This is a genomic window from Agrococcus sp. Marseille-Q4369, from assembly GCF_018308945.1.
Lineage (GTDB): Bacteria > Actinomycetota > Actinomycetes > Actinomycetales > Microbacteriaceae > Agrococcus.
The window spans coordinates 1,026,649-1,042,007 of the sequence record NZ_CP070501.1; the positions used below are offsets into that span (position 1 = coordinate 1,026,649).

Genomic DNA, 15,359 nt, shown 5'->3' on the forward strand with positions numbered 1-15,359 from the left:
CGATCACGGGCGCGGCTGCCGCGAGCGCTCGACGATGCCGGCGAGCACCGCGGCGCCCTCCTCGGCCCCGTCGACGGTGACGGCGAAGCGGCTGCCGTCGCGAGTCGTCACGACGATGCCCGGCCCCGAGCGCAGCACGATCGCGACCTGCCCCGGCAGGCCGCGGTAGCCCCATCCGCCCCAGTGCATCGGCTCGATGACGGCGGCGTCGACGGCGCGGATGCGGTCGGTCGCGATCGTGCGCAGCGGCACCGGCAGGAGCGCCCCACGGACGCGGAGGGCATCGCCGTCGATCGTCACCCGGATGCGCGCCATGGCGAGCAGCACGAGCCCGGCAGCCGCCATGACGACGCCGAGCAGCACGCGCAGCGCGACCGCCCCGGTCTCGGGCGCGACGAGCGCGATGACCGCCCCGAGCACGAGCACGCCGACACCGAGCCACGCGAAGACGGCCGAGCCGAGCTCGCCACGCCACTCGGTCGCGTCGCTCAGGAGCAGCGGCATGCGCTCAGCAGGGCCGGCCCAGACATCCTCCTCGCGGGGATGGACGAACCACGGCACGAGCAGCAGCGCGAGGGGCGCGAGGAGCACGAGCAGCCACGCGCCGAGCACCGCGTCCTCGGCGCTGCCCGCCTGCAGCGTCGCGCCGACCGAGGCGATGAACGCGCCCGCGAGCATGCCGCTCACCGCGGCGAGGCACGAGAGCAGCATCGCGCGCAGCCGACCGTCGATCGTCACGGCGGCGAGCACGAGGGCGACGACGAGCATCGCGCTCGTCGCGACGAGCAGCCAGGTCGCCGTCGGGATCGTGGCCGAGAAGCCGTCGGCGACGTCGGCGCCCGACCAGTGGGTCGCGATGACCTCCGGCAGCTGCGGCGCGAGCGAGAGCCACGTCGAGGCGATCGCGAGCGGCGGCAGCGCGAGCACGAGCGCGGCGAGCCAGATGCGGAGGCGGGGCGACATGGTCGTCCCATCCTGGCGGAGGCGCGCGTCGGCGGCGCGCGGAGGTCAGGAGCGCGGGCCGCGGGTTCCGCAACGATGTTGCGGAATTCCTCGGCTCAGGGCTTCCCCGGCCCAGGCCCCGTCGGGGATGCGCCAGTCGATCGGCGGCGCGCCCTGCGCGACGAGCGCCTCGTTCGCACGCGAGAACGGGCGCGAGCCGAAGAACCCGCGACGTGCGCTGAGCGGCGAGGGGTGCGCCGAGACGATCGTCGGCACGCCCTCGAGCAGCGGCGCGAGCGACTGCGCCTTGTTGCCCCACAGGATGGCCACGAGCGGCGCGCGCGAGCCGTCGGGCCGCTGGCGCGCGACGAGCGCGCGGATCGCTGCCTCCGTCACGCGCTCCCATCCCCAGCCCCGGTGCGAGTCGGTGACCCCCGCCTGCACCGTGAGCACGCGGTTGAGCAGCAGCACGCCCTGATCGGCCCATGCCGAGAGGTCGCCGTGCGGCACCGGCTCGAGCCCCAAGTCGTCGTGCAGCTCGCGGTAGATGTTCACGAGCGATCGCGGCAGCGGCCGCACGTGCCGCTCGACGGCGAACGCGAGCCCGATCGAGTGGCCGGGCGTCGGGTACGGGTCCTGCCCCACGACGAGCACCCGCACGTCGTCGAGCGGCCGTCGGAAGGCGCGCAGCACCGCGTCGCCCGGCGGGAGGTACGGCCGCCCCTGGGCGACCTCGGCGCGCAACCGCTCGCCCAGGTCGCGCACGACGTGCTCGACCGGGCGGAGCGCATCCGCCCATGCTCCATCGAGCCGGCCCGCGTCGACGAGCTCGTCGAGCGCCTCCGTCATGCCCCGAGCACGGCCACCGAGACGCGCTCGGTGTCGACCTCGCGCTCGGCCGCCCACACGCTCCCCTCGCCCGCGACGACGAGTCCCCCCGCGCCGACGACGAGCGACGTGCACTCGTCGATCGCGACCACCCGGTCGGCGAGGCCCGCGTGCACGATCGCGACGGCGCGCGAGAGGTTGCCGTACTGCGCCGCGTGCACGTCGACGACGAGGTCGACGAGGCCGAGGCCCGCGTCGAGCGTGACCTCGTCGAGCTGCTCGCTGCTCGCCTCGGGGCAGACGGGCACGCCGCCGATGCGCCAGCCGCCGAGCAGCGCGACGTCGCCCGCGATCATCGCGCCCGCCGAGTAGCCCGCGTAGGGGAGCCCCGAGGCGACGAGGCCGCGGATCGTGTCGGCTGCCGGCATGATCGCGCGGTGGTAGCCGGGCGTGAGCCCGCCGCCGACGAAGATGCCGTCGGCGCTGCCGAGATCGGTCGGGCGCAGCTCGCGGTCGGGGCCGAGCTGCACGATGCGCACCTCGCCCGCGCCGAGCTTCGTGAGGTCGTCGCGGTAGTCGCCGTGCCAGCGCTCGCCCTCCTCGGCGTCCTCCGCCCACAGCACGCACGCGATGACGGGCGGTACCTCGGCGCGCTCGCGGGCCTCGGCGACGAAGCGGCCGGTCCAGGCCGACTCGTCGTCGGCCCAGCCGCCGCCCAGCAGATGGATGCTCATGCCCCCATCCTCCCCCATCGTCTTCAACCGGACAGCCGGTGGGGCGAGGACATATGCGTCGCGCCCTCCCGGCTATCCGGTTGAAGATGCCTCAGAGCGCCGAGAAGGCGTCGTCGAGGATCTCGAGGCCGCGGCGCGCGTCGTCGTCGCCCATGACGAGCGGCGGCACGACGTGGATGCGGTTGTCGGTCGTGAACGGCACGTAGCCGCGCTCGAGCAGCGACGACTTGAGGCTCGCGACGACGGATGCGTCGACCGGCTCGCGCGAGCCGCGATCGGTCACGAGGTCGAGGGCCCAGAAGCAGCCGCGACCGCGCGCCTCGCCGATGATCTCGTGCCGCTCGGCGAGCTCGCGGAGCCCGGGACCGAGGATGTCGGCGCCGAGGTGGGCGGCGTGCTCGACGATGCCCTCCTCCGTCATGGCGTCGATCGTCGCGACGATCGAGGCCGCCGCGAGCGGGTGGCCCGCATACGTGAGCCCGCCGGGGATCGCGCGCTGCTTGAACGTCTCGAGCACGCGGTCGCTGATGATGACGCCGCCGACCGGCACGTAGCCGGAGTTCACGCCCTTCGCGAAGGTCACCAGGTCGGGGCGCACGCCGTCGTGCTGGTGCGCGAACCAGTGCCCCGTGCGGCCGAACCCCGCCATCACCTCGTCGAGGATGAGCACGATGCCGTGCTCGTCGGCGAGCTCCCGCAGCCCCTGGAGGTAGCCCGGCGGCGGCACGAGGATGCCGGCGGTGCCGGGGAGCCCCTCGACCATGATCGCCGCGATCGTCGACGGCCCCTCGGCCTCGATGACGCGCCGCATGTGCTGCAGGGCGCGCTCCGACTCCTGCTCCTCGGTCTCCGCCCAGAACTCCGAGCGGTAGAGGAACGGCCCGAAGACGTGCACGTGGCCGGTCGCGAACTCGTTGCCGATGCGGCGCGCATCCCCCGTCGCGTTCACGGCGGCGCCGGTGTTGCCGTGGTACGAGCGGTAGTGCGAGACGACCTTGACCCGCCCCGTGTGGATGCGAGCCATCCGGATCGCGTTCTCGACCGCATCCGCCCCGCCGTTCGTGAAGAAGACGGCGGCCATGTCATCGATCTTCGAGAGGATGCGCTCGGCCGCCTCACCGCGGACGAGGTTCGTCGTGGCGGGCGCGACGGTCGCGAGCTGCGCCGCCTGCCGCTGGATGGCCTCGACGACCTTCGGGTGCGAGTGACCGATGTTGGTGTTGACGAGCTGGCTCGAGAAGTCGAGGTACTCGCGGCCGTCGTAGTCCCACAGCCGCACGCCCTCGCCGCGCGCGACGGTGAAGGGGTTGGTCGAGCCGTGCTTCGACCACGAGTGCAGGATGAGCGGGTCGAGCTCGCGGGCGCGGGCGCCGTCGGCGGGGTCGAACTGGGGTGCTGGCATGGGGGCCTCCTCGGGGCGCTCGGGGGTCTCTTCACCGTAGCCTGCCTGCCCGGGCGGCTCAGGCTCGGGCCGGGGGGGCACGCGGCGGAGCGGCCGACGCGATTGGGCTGCAGCACGAAGTAGCCGTTCGCGACCGCCGCGGCCGGGCCCTCGATCTCCCACAGCCGGTTCGAGAGGCCGGGCTTCGTCGCATTCGGGTTGAACACCATGTGGGCGCCCGCGAGCCCGAGCTCGCGCCAGCCCTCGGGGAAGTGGCGGTCGTAGCAGATGTAGACGCCGACCTTGCCGACGGCGGTGTCGAACACCGGGTAGCCGAGGTTGCCGGGGCGGAAGTAGAACTTCTCCCAGAAGCGGTCGAGGTGCGGCAGGTGGTGCTTGCGGTACGTGCCGAGGATGGAGCCGTCGGCGTCGACGACGACCGCGGAGTTGTAGTAGACGCCCGCCTGCTCCTCCTCGTAGATCGGCAGGATCGCGACCATGCCGAGCTCCTTCGCGAGCCTCGCGAAGCGCTGTACGATCGGGCCGTCGGCCGGCTCGGCGTAGGCGTAGTACCGCTCGTCCTGCGTGATGCCGAAGTAGGGGCCCTAGAAGAGCTCCTGGAAGCAGACGACCTGCGCGCCCTGCTCGGCGGCCTCGCGCATGAAGGCCTCGTGGCGATCGAGCATGGATGCCTTGTCACCGGTCCAGGTGGTCTGGGTGATCGCTGCGCGCACCGTGGTCATGGTTCCCTCGACTCTCCTCAGTGCCGACGGCAGCGCATCCGCAGCCGGGCGTCGACGCTGACGCCCGCTCGGAGCCTCGCGACCCTTGGGTCGCGGCGGCGCCGAGCGACGGTGCCCTGAGTCTGCTGGGCGGGGCTACAGTGGTCAAGCGCCGGGCATCACCTCCGCGCGCGGACCCATGCACACCGTTCGCGCCAGCCTGCCCGAGGAGCCTGAAGTGTCCCGCCGCCCCGCTCTCGTCTCGACGATCGTCGCCGCCCTGCTGCTCGCCGGTTGCGCCGCGTCCCCCGCTGAGCCCGAAGCGACGCTCGAGGCCAGGGCCGCGACCCCGAACTGCGACGCCGAGGTCTTCCCGCTTCCGGCGCCCGCGGAGCGCATCGTCGCGGTGAAGTCGACCGCTGCCGAGCTCGTCGTCGCGCTCGGGCTCGGCGACGCGCTCGTCGCGACCGCGTTCCTCGACGGGCCGCTCGAGGGCGCCGACGCGCCGACGATCGACGGCATGCCCTCGCGCGAGGCGGTGCTCGCGCTCGAGCCCGACGCGATCGTCGCGGGCTGGGAGTCGGCGTTCGCGCCCGAGGCGATCGGCGACCGCGCGCACCTGCACGAGCTCGGCGTGACGACGTGGGTCTCCCCCGCAGCGTGCTGGTCGACCGACGTGCCGCGGCTCGACTGGGAGGGGCTCTTCGCCGAGCTCGGCGGCGCGGCCGCGATGCTCGGCGTGCCCGAGGCCGGCGGCGAGCTCGTCGATGAGCAGCGCGCGGCGCTCGCGGCGATCGAGCCGCTCGAGGGTGCGCCGACCGCGCTCTGGTACTCGTCCGGCGAGGACGCGCCCTACGTCGGCGGCGGTTCGGGCGCCCCGCAGCTCGTGCTCGAGACCGCGGGCCTCGGCAACGTCGCGAGCGAGCTCGACGACGGCTGGGCGACGCTCTCGTGGGAGGCGGTCGCGGCGAGCGACCCCGACGTCATCGTGCTCGTCGACGCCCCGTGGCACACGGCCGCGTCGAAGGTCGAGCGGCTGCGCGCGAACCCCGCGACCGCAGCGCTCGAGGCGGTGCGGGAGGAGCGCTTCGTCGTCGTGCCGTTCCCGATGGCGGAGGCGGGCGTCGGGACGGTGGATGCGGTGGCCCTCGTCGCGCGCGAGGTGCGGGAGCTGGGGCTCGGATGACGCGCACCGAGCAGCCGGCCGCAGATGTGCGTGCATCGGCTGCCACGGCGGGCGCCGACGCGCCGATCGCCGCACACCTGACCCGCGGGCCGCGCCGCCGTCGTAACCCGGTGCTGCCGCTCGCGCTCGCGCTCAGCGGGCTGCTCGTCGTCGCGATCGCGGTCGCCGCGAGCGCCGGCCCCGCCGGCATCGGCGCGCTCGAGGCGCTCGGCGCGATCCTCGCGCGGCTCGGCATCGGCGAGTCGCCGCTCGGCACCGTCGACGACGCGATCGTCGTCGACCTCCGGCTCCCCCGGGCGCTCGCGGCGTGCGCGGTCGGAGCGGGGCTCGCGGTCGTCGGCGCGATCATGCAGTCGCTCGTGCGCAACCCGCTCGCCGACCCCTACGTGCTCGGCGTCTCCTCCGGCGCGTCGGTCGGCGCGGTGCTCGTGCTCATCGCCGGGCTCGGCGTGCTGCTGCCGGTCGCCGCGTTCGTCGGCGCGCTCGCGGCGCTGCTCGCGACGCTCGGGCTCGCCGCCGCGGCGGGCGGCGCCACCCCGACGCGCACCGTGCTCGCGGGCGTCGTGGTCGCATCCGCCGCGAGCGCGCTCGTGAGCCTCGTCATCTTCTGGGGCGCCGACGGCGACGCCTACCGCGAGATCCTCGCGTGGCTGCTCGGCTCGCTCGCCGCCATCACGTGGCCGACCGCGACCGTCGCGCTCGTCGGCGCGGGGCTCGCGCTCGCGCTGCTGCCGACCGGCCGGCTGCTCGACGCGCTCGCGCTCGGCGACGCGGCGGCCGGGGCCCTCGGCGTCGACGCGCGGCGCGTCCGGTGGGCGCTGCTCATCGCGTGCGCGCTCGTGACGGGCGTGCTCGTGTCGGTCTCCGGCGCGATCGGCTTCGTCGGGCTCGTCGTGCCGCACGCGGTGCGGCTCGCGGTCGGCGCGGGGCACGCGAGGCTGCTGCCGCTCTCGGCGCTCGCGGGCGCGCTCGTGCTGCTCTTGAGCGACACGGTCGCCCGGGCGGCGTTCGACCCGCGCGAGCTGCCGGTCGGCATCGTCACGGCGCTCATCGGGGCGCCGGTGTTCGCGGCGCTCATGCTCTCGGGGCGGGTGCGCACGTGAGCGGCGCGGGGCTTGCGGTCGACGGTCTCGAGGTCGAGGCGCTCTCGGTGCGGGTGCGGGGGCGCGCGCTCGTCGACGACGCGTCGTGGAGCGCGCCCGCGGGGCGGCTCACGGCGCTCGTCGGCCCGAACGGCGCCGGCAAGTCGACGATGCTGCGCGCGATCGCGGGCGTCGTCCCCGAGCGGGCCGAGCGCCGCGGCCGCGTGCTGCTCGGCGGCGAGCGGCTCGACGCGATGCCGGCGCGCGAGCGGGCGCGCAGCGTCGCGCTCGTCGAGCAGCTCGCGGACGGCGCCCCGCAGCTGACCGCGCGCGAGGCGGTGCGGCTCGGCCGCACCCCGCACCACCGCATGCTCGGCTTCTCGCTCGGCGACGACCGGCACGTCGACGCCGCGCTCGACGCCGCGGGCGCGACGGCGCTCGCCGAGCGCCCGCTCGCCGAGCTCTCAGGCGGCGAGTTGCAGCGCGTGCACCTCGCGCGCGCGCTCGCGCAGCAGTCCGGCGACGAGCCGGGCCTGCTGCTGCTCGACGAGCCGACGAACCACCTCGACGTCGCGTGGCAGCTCGAGCTGCTCGAGCTCGTGCGCCGGCTCGCGGCCGACCGCCCCGTCGTCATGACCGTGCACGACCTCGCGCTCGCCGCGACCCACGCCGACCGCGTCGTGCTCGTCGATCGAGGCAGGGTCGTCGCGAGCGGCACGCCGTCCGACGTGCTCACGCCCGAGCGCATCCGCGCTGTCTACGGCGTCGACGCCGAGATCGACGAGCAGCCTGGCGGCGTCGCGATCCGCTACCGGAGGATGGCCTCATGAGGATCACCGTGCTCGCCGGAGGCGTCGGCGGCGCCCGCTTCGCGCTCGGGCTGCGCGAGGCGGCGCGCGCGCTGCACGGCGATCCCGCCGACATCCGCGTCGTCACGAACGTCGGCGACGACCTGTGGCTCGCGGGCGTCAAGGTCTGCCCCGACCTCGACTCGCTCATGTACGCGCTCGCGGGCGTCGGCGACACCGAGCGCGGCTGGGGCCGCGCGGGCGAGAGCGAGCGCGTCGCCGCCGAGCTCGCCGCCTACGGCGTCGGGTGGCCGTGGTTCACGCTCGGCGACCTCGACCTCGGCACGCACCTCGCCCGCACGGCGATGCTGCGCGAGGGCGCGAGCCTCACCGAGGCGACCGCGCGGCTCTCGGCGCGCTGGGAGCTCGGCGCGCGCCTGCTGCCCGTCACGGACGACGAGGTGCCGACGCACGTCGTGACCGACGAGGGCGTCATCCACTTCGAGGAGTGGTGGGTGCGCACGCGCGCCGAGCTGCCCGCGCGCCGCTTCGTGCAGCACGGGCTCGAGCGCTCGCGCATCTCGCACGCCGCGCGCGACGCGATCGCGGCCGCCGACGTGCTGCTCATCGCGCCGTCGAACCCCGTCGTCTCGATCGGCACGATCCTCGGCATCCCCGGCGTGCGCGACGCGCTCGAGACGGCGGCGGCGCCCGTCGTCGGCGTCGCGCCGATCATCGCGGGCAAGGCGCTCCGCGGCATGGCGGCGACGTGCCTGCAGGTGATCGGGGTCGAGGCGGATGCGGCTGCGGTCGCCGCGCACTACGGCGCGCGTCGGGCGGGTGGCCTGCTCGACGGCTGGCTGCTCGCGGAGGAGGACGCCGGCTCGATCGGCGCGCTCGCGGAGCTGGGGATCGTCGCCGAGGCGCGGCCGCTGCTGCTGACGCCGGGCGAGCCCGCGCAGCAGGTCGCGACCGACGCGCTCGCGCTCGCGGAGCGGGTGCGCGGCGCGCGCTCCGCGCATCCGTCCGCCGGTTGAGCCGGCCCGCGCTACGCCGGCAGCGACGCCTGCGCGAGCACCGCTCGGGTGTGCGGGCCGACGCCCGCGTCGAGCGCGGTGTGCAGGTCGGCGAGCTCGTCGACGTCGAGCCGCAGCCCCGTGCCCGGCGCGATGGGCAGCTCGACGTGCCCCGCTTGCCGGTGCCGCTCGGCCGAGCCCGGTCCGAATCGCGGCCGCAGCGCATCCGCCCGCGTCGCCGTGAGCATCGTCGTGCCGACCGCGATCGCGTCGGGCACGAACGCCCGGTGCTCCCGCTCTGCGAGCGCGAGCGCGGCGTCGAGCTCGTCGGGCGTGAGCGCGGGCAGGTCGCCGAGCAGCACCGCAGCGGGCGCCGCGGGGTCGATCGTCGAGAGGCCCGCGTCGATGGCCGCGAGCAGGCCGCCGCTCGGGTCGTCGACGACGCGCACGCGCTCGAGCCCCTCCGTGACCGCGGGATCGCACGTCACGACGATGACCTGGTCGGCGGATGCGCTCCGGCAGGCGGCCGTGATGGCGTCGCGCGCGAACGCGACCGCGAGCGCCGCGCGCGCGTCGCCCGCCGCGAGGCGCGACTTGCCGATCGAGCCCTTCACGGGGATGACGATCGACCACTGCACGAGGCCCAGCCTACGTCGCGGCGGATGCGCCGCCGCTCGAAGCGGGTCTCACCCCTCGATCGGCGGGACGACGCGCGCGAGGCTCGGCGGCAGCGCCGTCGTGAGCGCGCGGCGCCACGGCGGCTGCGAGCGCGCGAGCGCCCGCTCCACGAGCCGCACGTCGGCGTCGACCGCGCCTCGCTCGCGCGGGCCCGCGTCGAAGACGGCTCGCTCGGCCGCGAGCCGCACGCGATCCGCGGCGCTCCGCGCCTCGGCGTCGTCGCCCAGGCGGTCGCCGATCGCGGCTTGCACCTCGCCCGGCGTGGCCGAGGCCGGCAGCCGCGTGCCGGCGTCGGCGAGCGCGGCGCGCAGCTCCTGCCAGCCGCCCGGCGCCCCGCGTCGCAGCCGCACGGCGCGTTGCGCTCGCCGCACGAGCCACGGGAGCGCGAGCAGCAGCGCCACGGCCGCGCCGATGAGCCACGGCCGCAGCGCCGCCCAGTCGATCGCGCTCGCCCCGGGCTCGCCGGCGCCGGGCGCGGTCGGCGTGGGCGAGGCGCTCGGCGCGACCGTCGGGGCGGCGCTCTGCGTCGCGCTCGGCGTCGGGGTGGGCGAGGCCGTCTCGGTCGGCGTGGGCGTCGGCTCCTGCGTCTGCTCGTCGCCCTCGGGGCTCGACTGGCCCGTGCCGGCGCCGGGCGTCGTCTCGACGCGCACCCAGCCGGCGCCGTCGACCCACGCCTCGGCCCACGCGTGCATGTGGTTGGTGGTGACGGAGCGCCCGCCGGTGATCTCGTCGCCCGGCAGGAAGCCGACGACGACGCGCGCGGGCACACCGGCGCCCCGCAGCAGCGCCCCGGTCGCGCTCGCGTAGTGCACGCAGTAGCCGCTGCGCGTCTCGAGGAAGCCCTCGAGCGCTTCCCAGCCGTCGCCCGAGGCGCCCGCGAACCCGGGCAGGTCGAGCTGCTCGGAGTAGTCCCACACGCCCGTCGTCATGTAGGCGTGCACGGCGCGGATGCGGTCGGCAGCGCCCATCTCGGCCGTCACGAGCGAGCCGCCCAGCTCGCGGATCGGCTCGGCCGCCTCGGGCAGGAGGAGCAGCTCGTCGTGCCCCGTCGAGGCATCCCCGACGAGGCTCGCGAGCTCGGGCGAGCGCGTGCCGGCGGAGGTGAACTCGAGCCCGTCGGTGTCGACGCTGCCCTCGATGCGCAGCGCGTCGTTCGCGTCGTCCCAGTGCGCGCCCCGCGGCGCGCTCGCGCCGGCGACGCGCTCGGGCGTCGGCAGGCTCTCGGCGCGCACGGGGCTCATGCGCACCGTGAGCTGCATCGGCGCGCCGAGGTCGGCGCCCTCGACGAGGATCTGCGGAGTGCCCGCAGTCGGCGCCACTTGGCGGAACCCGTCCTCCCCCGCCTCGGGGAGCGTCATGAGGCGCGTGACGGTCGGCAGCCCGTCGCTCGTCGAGTAGGTGAAGACCTGCCGGGCCTCCGGTCGCCGCAGCTCGTCGCCGAGGTCGATGTCGGTCTGCAGCACGGGCGTCGGCGAGCGCAGCAGCTCCTCGAGCGTCGGCAGGTCGAGCGCGACGTCGCGCGGGCTCGGCGCGACGAGCGGCACGGCCGCCGCGAGCACCGCGGCGACGCCGACGAGCGCGAGGGGGGCGACCCATCCGCGCCCGATCGCGACGCGCTCGTCGATCGCGGGGGCCGCGAGCGCGAGTGCCGCCGCGGCGACCCCCGGGAGCGCGTGCCACCACGGGATGTCGGCACGGAACGCGATCGGCAGCAGGAGCGGCGCGGCGGCGAAGAGCACCGCGATCGCGGGCAGCCGCATCGCGTGGCCGAGCAGGTCGACGCCGAGGGCGAGCACGACCGCACCCGCGACGACCGCGGCGAGCACCGCCCCCTCGACCTCGATCGGCGTGCGGAGCGCCCACGCGATCGCCTGTACGCCCTCGCCGATCGCGGTCACCGAGACACCGACCGACTCCGGGGTCGGGATCACCCCCAGGAGCGCCTCGTCGGGCGCCGAGAGCGCGGTGATCCAGCCGACGCCGACGAGCGCGGCGACGCCGGTCGCGGCGAACGCGGGCATGAGCGCGCGGGCGAGCGCGGCGAGGAGCGCGATCGTGAGCACGGCGCCGAGCACGGGCAGCAGCCAGTCGTCCTCGAGCACGGTGCCCGTCGACCACAGCCAGGCGATCGGCAGCACGGCGAGCGCCGTGGTCTCGACGGGCCCGGCGTGGATGCGCGCGGTGGAGCTCGAGGGCGGCGACCCTTTCGGGTCGCCGCCGCGACCCCAGCGCCGTGGCCCGTCCCGGGCCACGGTCACGCCGGAGCCGCCGGTCGATACCCGCCCGGTGGCAGCGGCGCTCACGCGAGCTCCCGCACGGGTCCGGCGCGGTCGATCCAGCGGTGGACGGCGACGCGCGAGCCGGCCGAGATGCGCCTCGGCGGGTCGCCGGGCCGCGCGACGAGCCACAGCGTGGTGCCGGGCGAGAGCGACCAGCCCTCGGGGGCCGACTCCTCGAGCGCGACGACGTGCGCGGCGTCGGCGTCCATCGGCCGCGGCTCGTCGGCGGCGTGCGCCTCGAACGATGCGAAGGCCGCGAGCGCCGAGCGGAGGTCGCGCCAGTCGGCTCCCGGGAGCGACGGCTCCCCCGTCTCCCGCACCTGCACGGCGCGGTCGCGGCCCGCGAGGGCGAGCGCGATCGAGCACGCGGCGCGCGCGAGCCGGTCCTCGGCGTCGCGCCCGTGCCCCGCGGCACGCGCCGTGTCGACGACGACGATGTCGTCGTCGGTCGCGGGGTTCGCCTCCTGCCGCACCATGAGCTCACCGCGCTTCGCGCTCTGCCGCCAGTGCACGCGCCGCTGCGGGTCGCCCGGCCGCCACTCGCGCACCATCGCGTCGACCTCGTCGGCCGTGCGCGACTGCGCGAGCCGGCCCTCGGTGCGGTTCGAGCGCAGCTCGCTCGAGGCGACCGAGAGCACTTCCGGCCCGACGACGAGGCTCGCGCGCGGATCGATCGAGCGCGTCGTGCGCACGACGCGGAACGGGTCGAGGGTCGTCACCTCGACCGGCGCGAGCCGCCAGCGGCCGCGCGGATGCACGCCGAGGTCGACCGACGCCTGCGCCGGCTCGCCGAGGTCTCCCTCGAGCAGCAGGAAGCGCTCGGGACCCGGCGCCCACGTCGACCAGCGCGCGCCGACCTGCCGCGCATCCCCCACGATCCGGAGCGCCGCCGACTGCCCCTCGGCGAAGACGCCGGGCACGCCGAGCCGCACGCGGCCGACCGCGCCGATCGCCCACCACAGCCCGAGCGCGACGACGCCGAGGCACAGCGTCGCCGGCACGAGCAGCACGACCTGCCGCTCCCAGTAGGCGGCGAGCACGAGGCCGAGCCCGGCGAGCACGAGCACGAAGCCGCGCGGGGTGAGGCGCGACCTCGACCGATCCTTCGCGGCCCGGCCCGTGCGCGCGGCCATCAGCGCATGACGGGCGCGACGGTGGAGGCGATCGCGAGCGCGACGACCGCTCGCGCGTCGTCGTGGCGGGCGCGCGGGTCGTGCATCACGAGGTGGTGCGGCAGCACGTGCTCCGCGAGCGCCTTGACGTCGTCGGGCGAGAGCCAGTCGCGGCCGAGCAGGTGGGCGCGCGCCTTCGCCGCCCGGACGAGCTGGAGCGTCGCGCGCGGGCTCGCGCCGAGGCGCACGTCGGGGTGCTCGCGCGTCGCTCGCGAGAGCCGCACGGCATAGCGCTCGACGAGCTCGTGCGCACGCACGGCGTGCGCGGCGGCGATCTCGGCCGAGAACTGGGCGTCGGTCGTCACGGGCCGCACCGCGTCGAGCGGCTGCGCCGTCTCGCGCGCCTGCACCATCGCGAGCTCGGCGCCCTCGTCGGGGTAGCCGAGCTCGAGCCGCACCATGAAGCGGTCGCGCTGCGCCTCGGGCAGCGCGTACGTGCCCTCCATGTCGATGGGGTTCTGCGTCGCGACGACGAGGAACGGCGTCGGCAGCCGGTGCGTGACGCCGTCGACCGTCACTTGCCCCTCGGCCATGCACTCGAGCAGCGCCGCTTGCGTCTTGGGGCTCGCGCGGTTGATCTCGTCGGCGATGACGATGTTCGCGAAGACGGGGCCGGGCTGGAAGCGCAGCTCGCCGCTCGCGCGATCGAGCACCGACATGCCGGTGATGTCGCTCGGCAGCAGGTCGGGCGTGCACTGGATGCGCCGCACCGTGCCGCCGATCGCGGCGGCGAAGGCGCGCGCGAGCTGCGTCTTGCCGACGCCCGGCACGTCCTCGAGCAGCACGTGCCCCTCGGCGAGCAGCACCGTGAGCACGGTGCGGATCTCGTCGGTCTTGCCCGAGATGACGCTCTGCACGGCGCGCTGGATGCGCTCCCCCGCGGTCATCGGCAGGTCGGGCACGTGCTCGAGCACGCGCGCCTCGCGCTCCTCAGCCGTCATGGCTCGCTCCCGCCTCTGCCAGTGCGTCGATCCTGCCCGCCTCGCGCCCGAGCCGGTAGGCCTCGTCGGAGCCGAGGTGGAACATGTCGCCCTCGCGCCGCACGAGCCGCGTCGCGCCGGGCTCGTCGAGCCCCGTCACGTGCCGGCCGAGGCCGCGCACGAGCACGACGGGCACGCCGTCGGCCTTGCCGGCGACGAGGTCGGCGGCGCCCGCGATCTCGTCGGCGATCGCCGGGGCGGTGACGGTGAGCGGCCTGCCGTTCGCGTCGAGCGCGCCCGCGAGCGGCTCGAGCACGCGGATGCCGGCGGCGCCGATCGCGACGTCGGTCTGCCCGACGCGCCACGCGCGGCCGAGCGTGTCGCTCACGACGACGCCGATCTCGGCACCGAAGCGCGACCGCAGCCGCTCGGCGATCGCGCGAGCCGACGCATCCGAGTCCTCCGGGAGGAGCAGGATCGTGCCGTCGTCGGTGTTCGACGCGTCGACGCCCGCGGCGGCGAGCACGAGGCCGGTGCGGTGCTCGACGATGCGCGTGATGCCGCCCGGGAACGCGCGCGAGGCGACGAGCCGCACGGATTCCTCGGTGATCGCCTGCTCGCGCTCGGCGGCGGGGCGGATGCGTCCCTCGGCCTTCGAGACGACCTTGCTCGTGACGACGACGATGTCGCCGTCCCGCGGCTCGAGCGGCGCGATCGCATCGGCGACGAGCGACGGCAGGTCGTCGCCGGGACGGATCTCGCCCATCCCCCGCACGGCCCGCAGCTCGAGGTCGGGCTCGCTCATCGCGACTGCAGGAAGGTCGCGACCGCCCGCGGCACGTAGGGGCTGATGTCGCCGCCGAGCTCCGAGACCTGCCGCACGAGGCTCGACGAGACGTGCGCGTTCTCGGGGTTCGGGAGCATGAAGATCGTCTCGACGCCCGCGAGGTTGCGGTTCACGATCGACATCGGCGTCTCGTACGAGAGGTCGGTCGACGAGCGGATGCCCTTCACGAGCACCTCGGCGCCGACTTGCTGGCAGTAGTCGACGAGCAGGCCCATCGACCAGTTCGCGATGCGGATCTGGCCCTCGATGCGAGCCTCCTCGATCGAGCGCTCGATGAGCGCCTCGCGCTCGACGACCGGCAGGAACGCGTGCTTGTCGGGGTTGTGCGTGACGACGACGTGCACCTCGTCGAAGATCTTCGCGGCTCGCCCGATGACGTCGAGGTGACCCAGGGTGACAGGGTCGAACGAACCGGGCACGACGGCGATGCGAGGCATGTCGCCAGCCTATAAGGCAGACGCGTGCGCGGATGCCGCGCGGAGTGCGAGGACGGGGATGCATAGGCGCGGCATGGGCGGGGTCGCTCGGTCGCGATCGCTCGCGAACCTCTACCGGCCTCGCGAACTCGACACGGTGCGCGGGATCCGCGGAGCGACGTGCCGCGGCGAGGCGACCCGTTCTCTCCCAGCCGAGCCGTTGCAGCAGGTCGATTGGGCGAGAGGGGGTCGAGTCGCCGCCCGAACCGGTCGAGTCGCCGGGAACGGGTCGAGTCGCCGCCCGAACCGGTCGATCGGGCGAGAGGGGGTCGAGTCGCCGCCCGAACCGGTCGAGTCGCCGGGAACGG

Annotated in this window: 14 protein-coding genes and 1 pseudogene; 4 read left to right on the forward strand and 11 right to left on the reverse strand. The window is 75.5% G+C overall.

The window, feature by feature from the left end; translation table 11 throughout:
* Positions 1-3 precede the first annotated feature (3 nt).
* The 5 genes and pseudogenes from JSQ78_RS05185 to JSQ78_RS05205 form a co-directional block, all read right to left on the reverse strand.
* The gene (locus JSQ78_RS05185) at positions 4-963 is read right to left on the reverse strand and encodes an SdpI family protein (RefSeq protein WP_211449933.1); all 960 of its coding nucleotides are present in this window, start codon (positions 961-963) and stop codon (positions 4-6) included.
* 45 nt (positions 964-1,008) lie between these two features.
* Positions 1,009-1,791: a uracil-DNA glycosylase gene (locus JSQ78_RS05190; RefSeq protein WP_211449935.1), complete on the reverse strand. Its 783-nt coding sequence runs from the start codon at positions 1,789-1,791 to the stop codon at positions 1,009-1,011.
* Positions 1,788-2,504, reverse strand: a complete 717-nt coding sequence (locus tag JSQ78_RS05195) for a Type 1 glutamine amidotransferase-like domain-containing protein (RefSeq protein ID WP_211449937.1) — start codon at positions 2,502-2,504, stop codon at positions 1,788-1,790. The genes JSQ78_RS05190 and JSQ78_RS05195 overlap by 4 nt, the downstream gene beginning before the upstream one ends.
* Positions 2,505-2,595: 91 nt before the next feature.
* Positions 2,596-3,906: an aspartate aminotransferase family protein gene (locus tag JSQ78_RS05200; protein ID WP_211449939.1), complete on the reverse strand. Its 1,311-nt coding sequence runs from the start codon at positions 3,904-3,906 to the stop codon at positions 2,596-2,598.
* A gap of 92 nt (positions 3,907-3,998) precedes the next feature.
* Positions 3,999-4,628: pseudogene (locus JSQ78_RS05205) on the reverse strand (nitrilase-related carbon-nitrogen hydrolase); the annotation flags it as partial.
* A gap of 217 nt (positions 4,629-4,845) precedes the next feature.
* On the opposite strand from JSQ78_RS05205, the gene JSQ78_RS05210 reads away from it, so the two are divergent.
* Genes JSQ78_RS05210 through cofD form a run of 4 tightly spaced genes read left to right on the forward strand, consistent with a single transcriptional unit; the run spans position 4,846 to position 8,700 of the window.
* Positions 4,846-5,793 (forward strand): ABC transporter substrate-binding protein, encoded by a 948-nt coding sequence (locus JSQ78_RS05210; RefSeq protein WP_211449941.1) that lies wholly within the window; start codon positions 4,846-4,848, stop codon positions 5,791-5,793.
* On the forward strand, positions 5,790-6,896 hold the full coding sequence (locus JSQ78_RS05215) for an iron chelate uptake ABC transporter family permease subunit (RefSeq protein ID WP_211449943.1): 1,107 nt from the start codon (positions 5,790-5,792) through the stop codon (positions 6,894-6,896). The genes JSQ78_RS05210 and JSQ78_RS05215 overlap by 4 nt, the downstream gene beginning before the upstream one ends.
* Positions 6,893-7,705, forward strand: a complete 813-nt coding sequence (locus JSQ78_RS05220) for an ABC transporter ATP-binding protein (protein ID WP_211449945.1) — start codon at positions 6,893-6,895, stop codon at positions 7,703-7,705. The genes JSQ78_RS05215 and JSQ78_RS05220 overlap by 4 nt, the downstream gene beginning before the upstream one ends.
* Entirely contained in the window at positions 7,702-8,700 is a 999-nt protein-coding gene (gene cofD, locus JSQ78_RS05225) for a 2-phospho-L-lactate transferase (protein WP_211449947.1), read from the forward strand. The genes JSQ78_RS05220 and cofD overlap by 4 nt, the downstream gene beginning before the upstream one ends.
* Positions 8,701-8,711: 11 nt before the next feature.
* Here the strand turns inward: cofD and cofC are convergent, their stop codons facing one another.
* From cofC to coaD, 6 genes are read right to left on the reverse strand one after another with little or no spacing between them, the layout of a single operon-like run.
* A complete protein-coding gene (gene cofC, locus JSQ78_RS05230; protein ID WP_211449949.1) occupies positions 8,712-9,317 on the reverse strand; it encodes a 2-phospho-L-lactate guanylyltransferase in 606 nt (201 codons plus the stop codon).
* A gap of 48 nt (positions 9,318-9,365) precedes the next feature.
* Positions 9,366-11,615 carry a transglutaminase-like domain-containing protein gene (locus tag JSQ78_RS05235; RefSeq protein ID WP_211449951.1) on the reverse strand — a complete coding sequence of 750 codons (2,250 nt, stop codon included), beginning with the start codon at positions 11,613-11,615 and terminating at the stop codon, positions 9,366-9,368.
* A gap of 41 nt (positions 11,616-11,656) precedes the next feature.
* The gene (locus tag JSQ78_RS05240; protein ID WP_211449953.1) at positions 11,657-12,769 is read right to left on the reverse strand and encodes a DUF58 domain-containing protein; all 1,113 of its coding nucleotides are present in this window, start codon (positions 12,767-12,769) and stop codon (positions 11,657-11,659) included.
* Entirely contained in the window at positions 12,769-13,749 is a 981-nt protein-coding gene (locus tag JSQ78_RS05245; protein ID WP_211449955.1) for an AAA family ATPase, read from the reverse strand. The genes JSQ78_RS05240 and JSQ78_RS05245 overlap by 1 nt, the downstream gene beginning before the upstream one ends.
* Positions 13,739-14,533 (reverse strand): coenzyme F420-0:L-glutamate ligase, encoded by a 795-nt coding sequence (cofE, locus tag JSQ78_RS05250; RefSeq protein ID WP_211449957.1) that lies wholly within the window; start codon positions 14,531-14,533, stop codon positions 13,739-13,741. The genes JSQ78_RS05245 and cofE overlap by 11 nt, the downstream gene beginning before the upstream one ends.
* Complete coding sequence (coaD, locus tag JSQ78_RS05255) at positions 14,530-15,012, reverse strand: pantetheine-phosphate adenylyltransferase (protein WP_211449958.1); 483 nt, start codon at positions 15,010-15,012, stop codon at positions 14,530-14,532. Before coaD ends, cofE begins: the two co-directional genes overlap by 4 nt.
* Positions 15,013-15,359 lie beyond the last annotated feature (347 nt).

Bases quoted from the DNA above. Each gene is read 5' to 3' on its own strand.
- JSQ78_RS05185 (WP_211449933.1), bottom strand. From the start codon at position 963: ATGTCGCCCCGCCTCCGCATCTGGCTCGCCGCGCTCGTGCTCGCGCTG.
- JSQ78_RS05190 (WP_211449935.1), bottom strand. From the start codon at position 1,791: ATGACGGAGGCGCTCGACGAGCTCGTCGACGCGGGCCGGCTCGATGGA.
- JSQ78_RS05195 (WP_211449937.1), bottom strand. From the start codon at position 2,504: ATGAGCATCCATCTGCTGGGCGGCGGCTGGGCCGACGACGAGTCGGCC.
- JSQ78_RS05200 (WP_211449939.1), bottom strand. From the start codon at position 3,906: ATGCCAGCACCCCAGTTCGACCCCGCCGACGGCGCCCGCGCCCGCGAG.
- JSQ78_RS05215 (WP_211449943.1), top strand. From the start codon at position 5,790: ATGACGCGCACCGAGCAGCCGGCCGCAGATGTGCGTGCATCGGCTGCC.
- cofD (WP_211449947.1), top strand. From the start codon at position 7,702: ATGAGGATCACCGTGCTCGCCGGAGGCGTCGGCGGCGCCCGCTTCGCG.
- JSQ78_RS05240 (WP_211449953.1), bottom strand. From the start codon at position 12,769: ATGGCCGCGCGCACGGGCCGGGCCGCGAAGGATCGGTCGAGGTCGCGC.
- JSQ78_RS05245 (WP_211449955.1), bottom strand. From the start codon at position 13,749: ATGACGGCTGAGGAGCGCGAGGCGCGCGTGCTCGAGCACGTGCCCGAC.
- cofE (WP_211449957.1), bottom strand. From the start codon at position 14,533: ATGAGCGAGCCCGACCTCGAGCTGCGGGCCGTGCGGGGGATGGGCGAG.
- coaD (WP_211449958.1), bottom strand. From the start codon at position 15,012: ATGCCTCGCATCGCCGTCGTGCCCGGTTCGTTCGACCCTGTCACCCTG.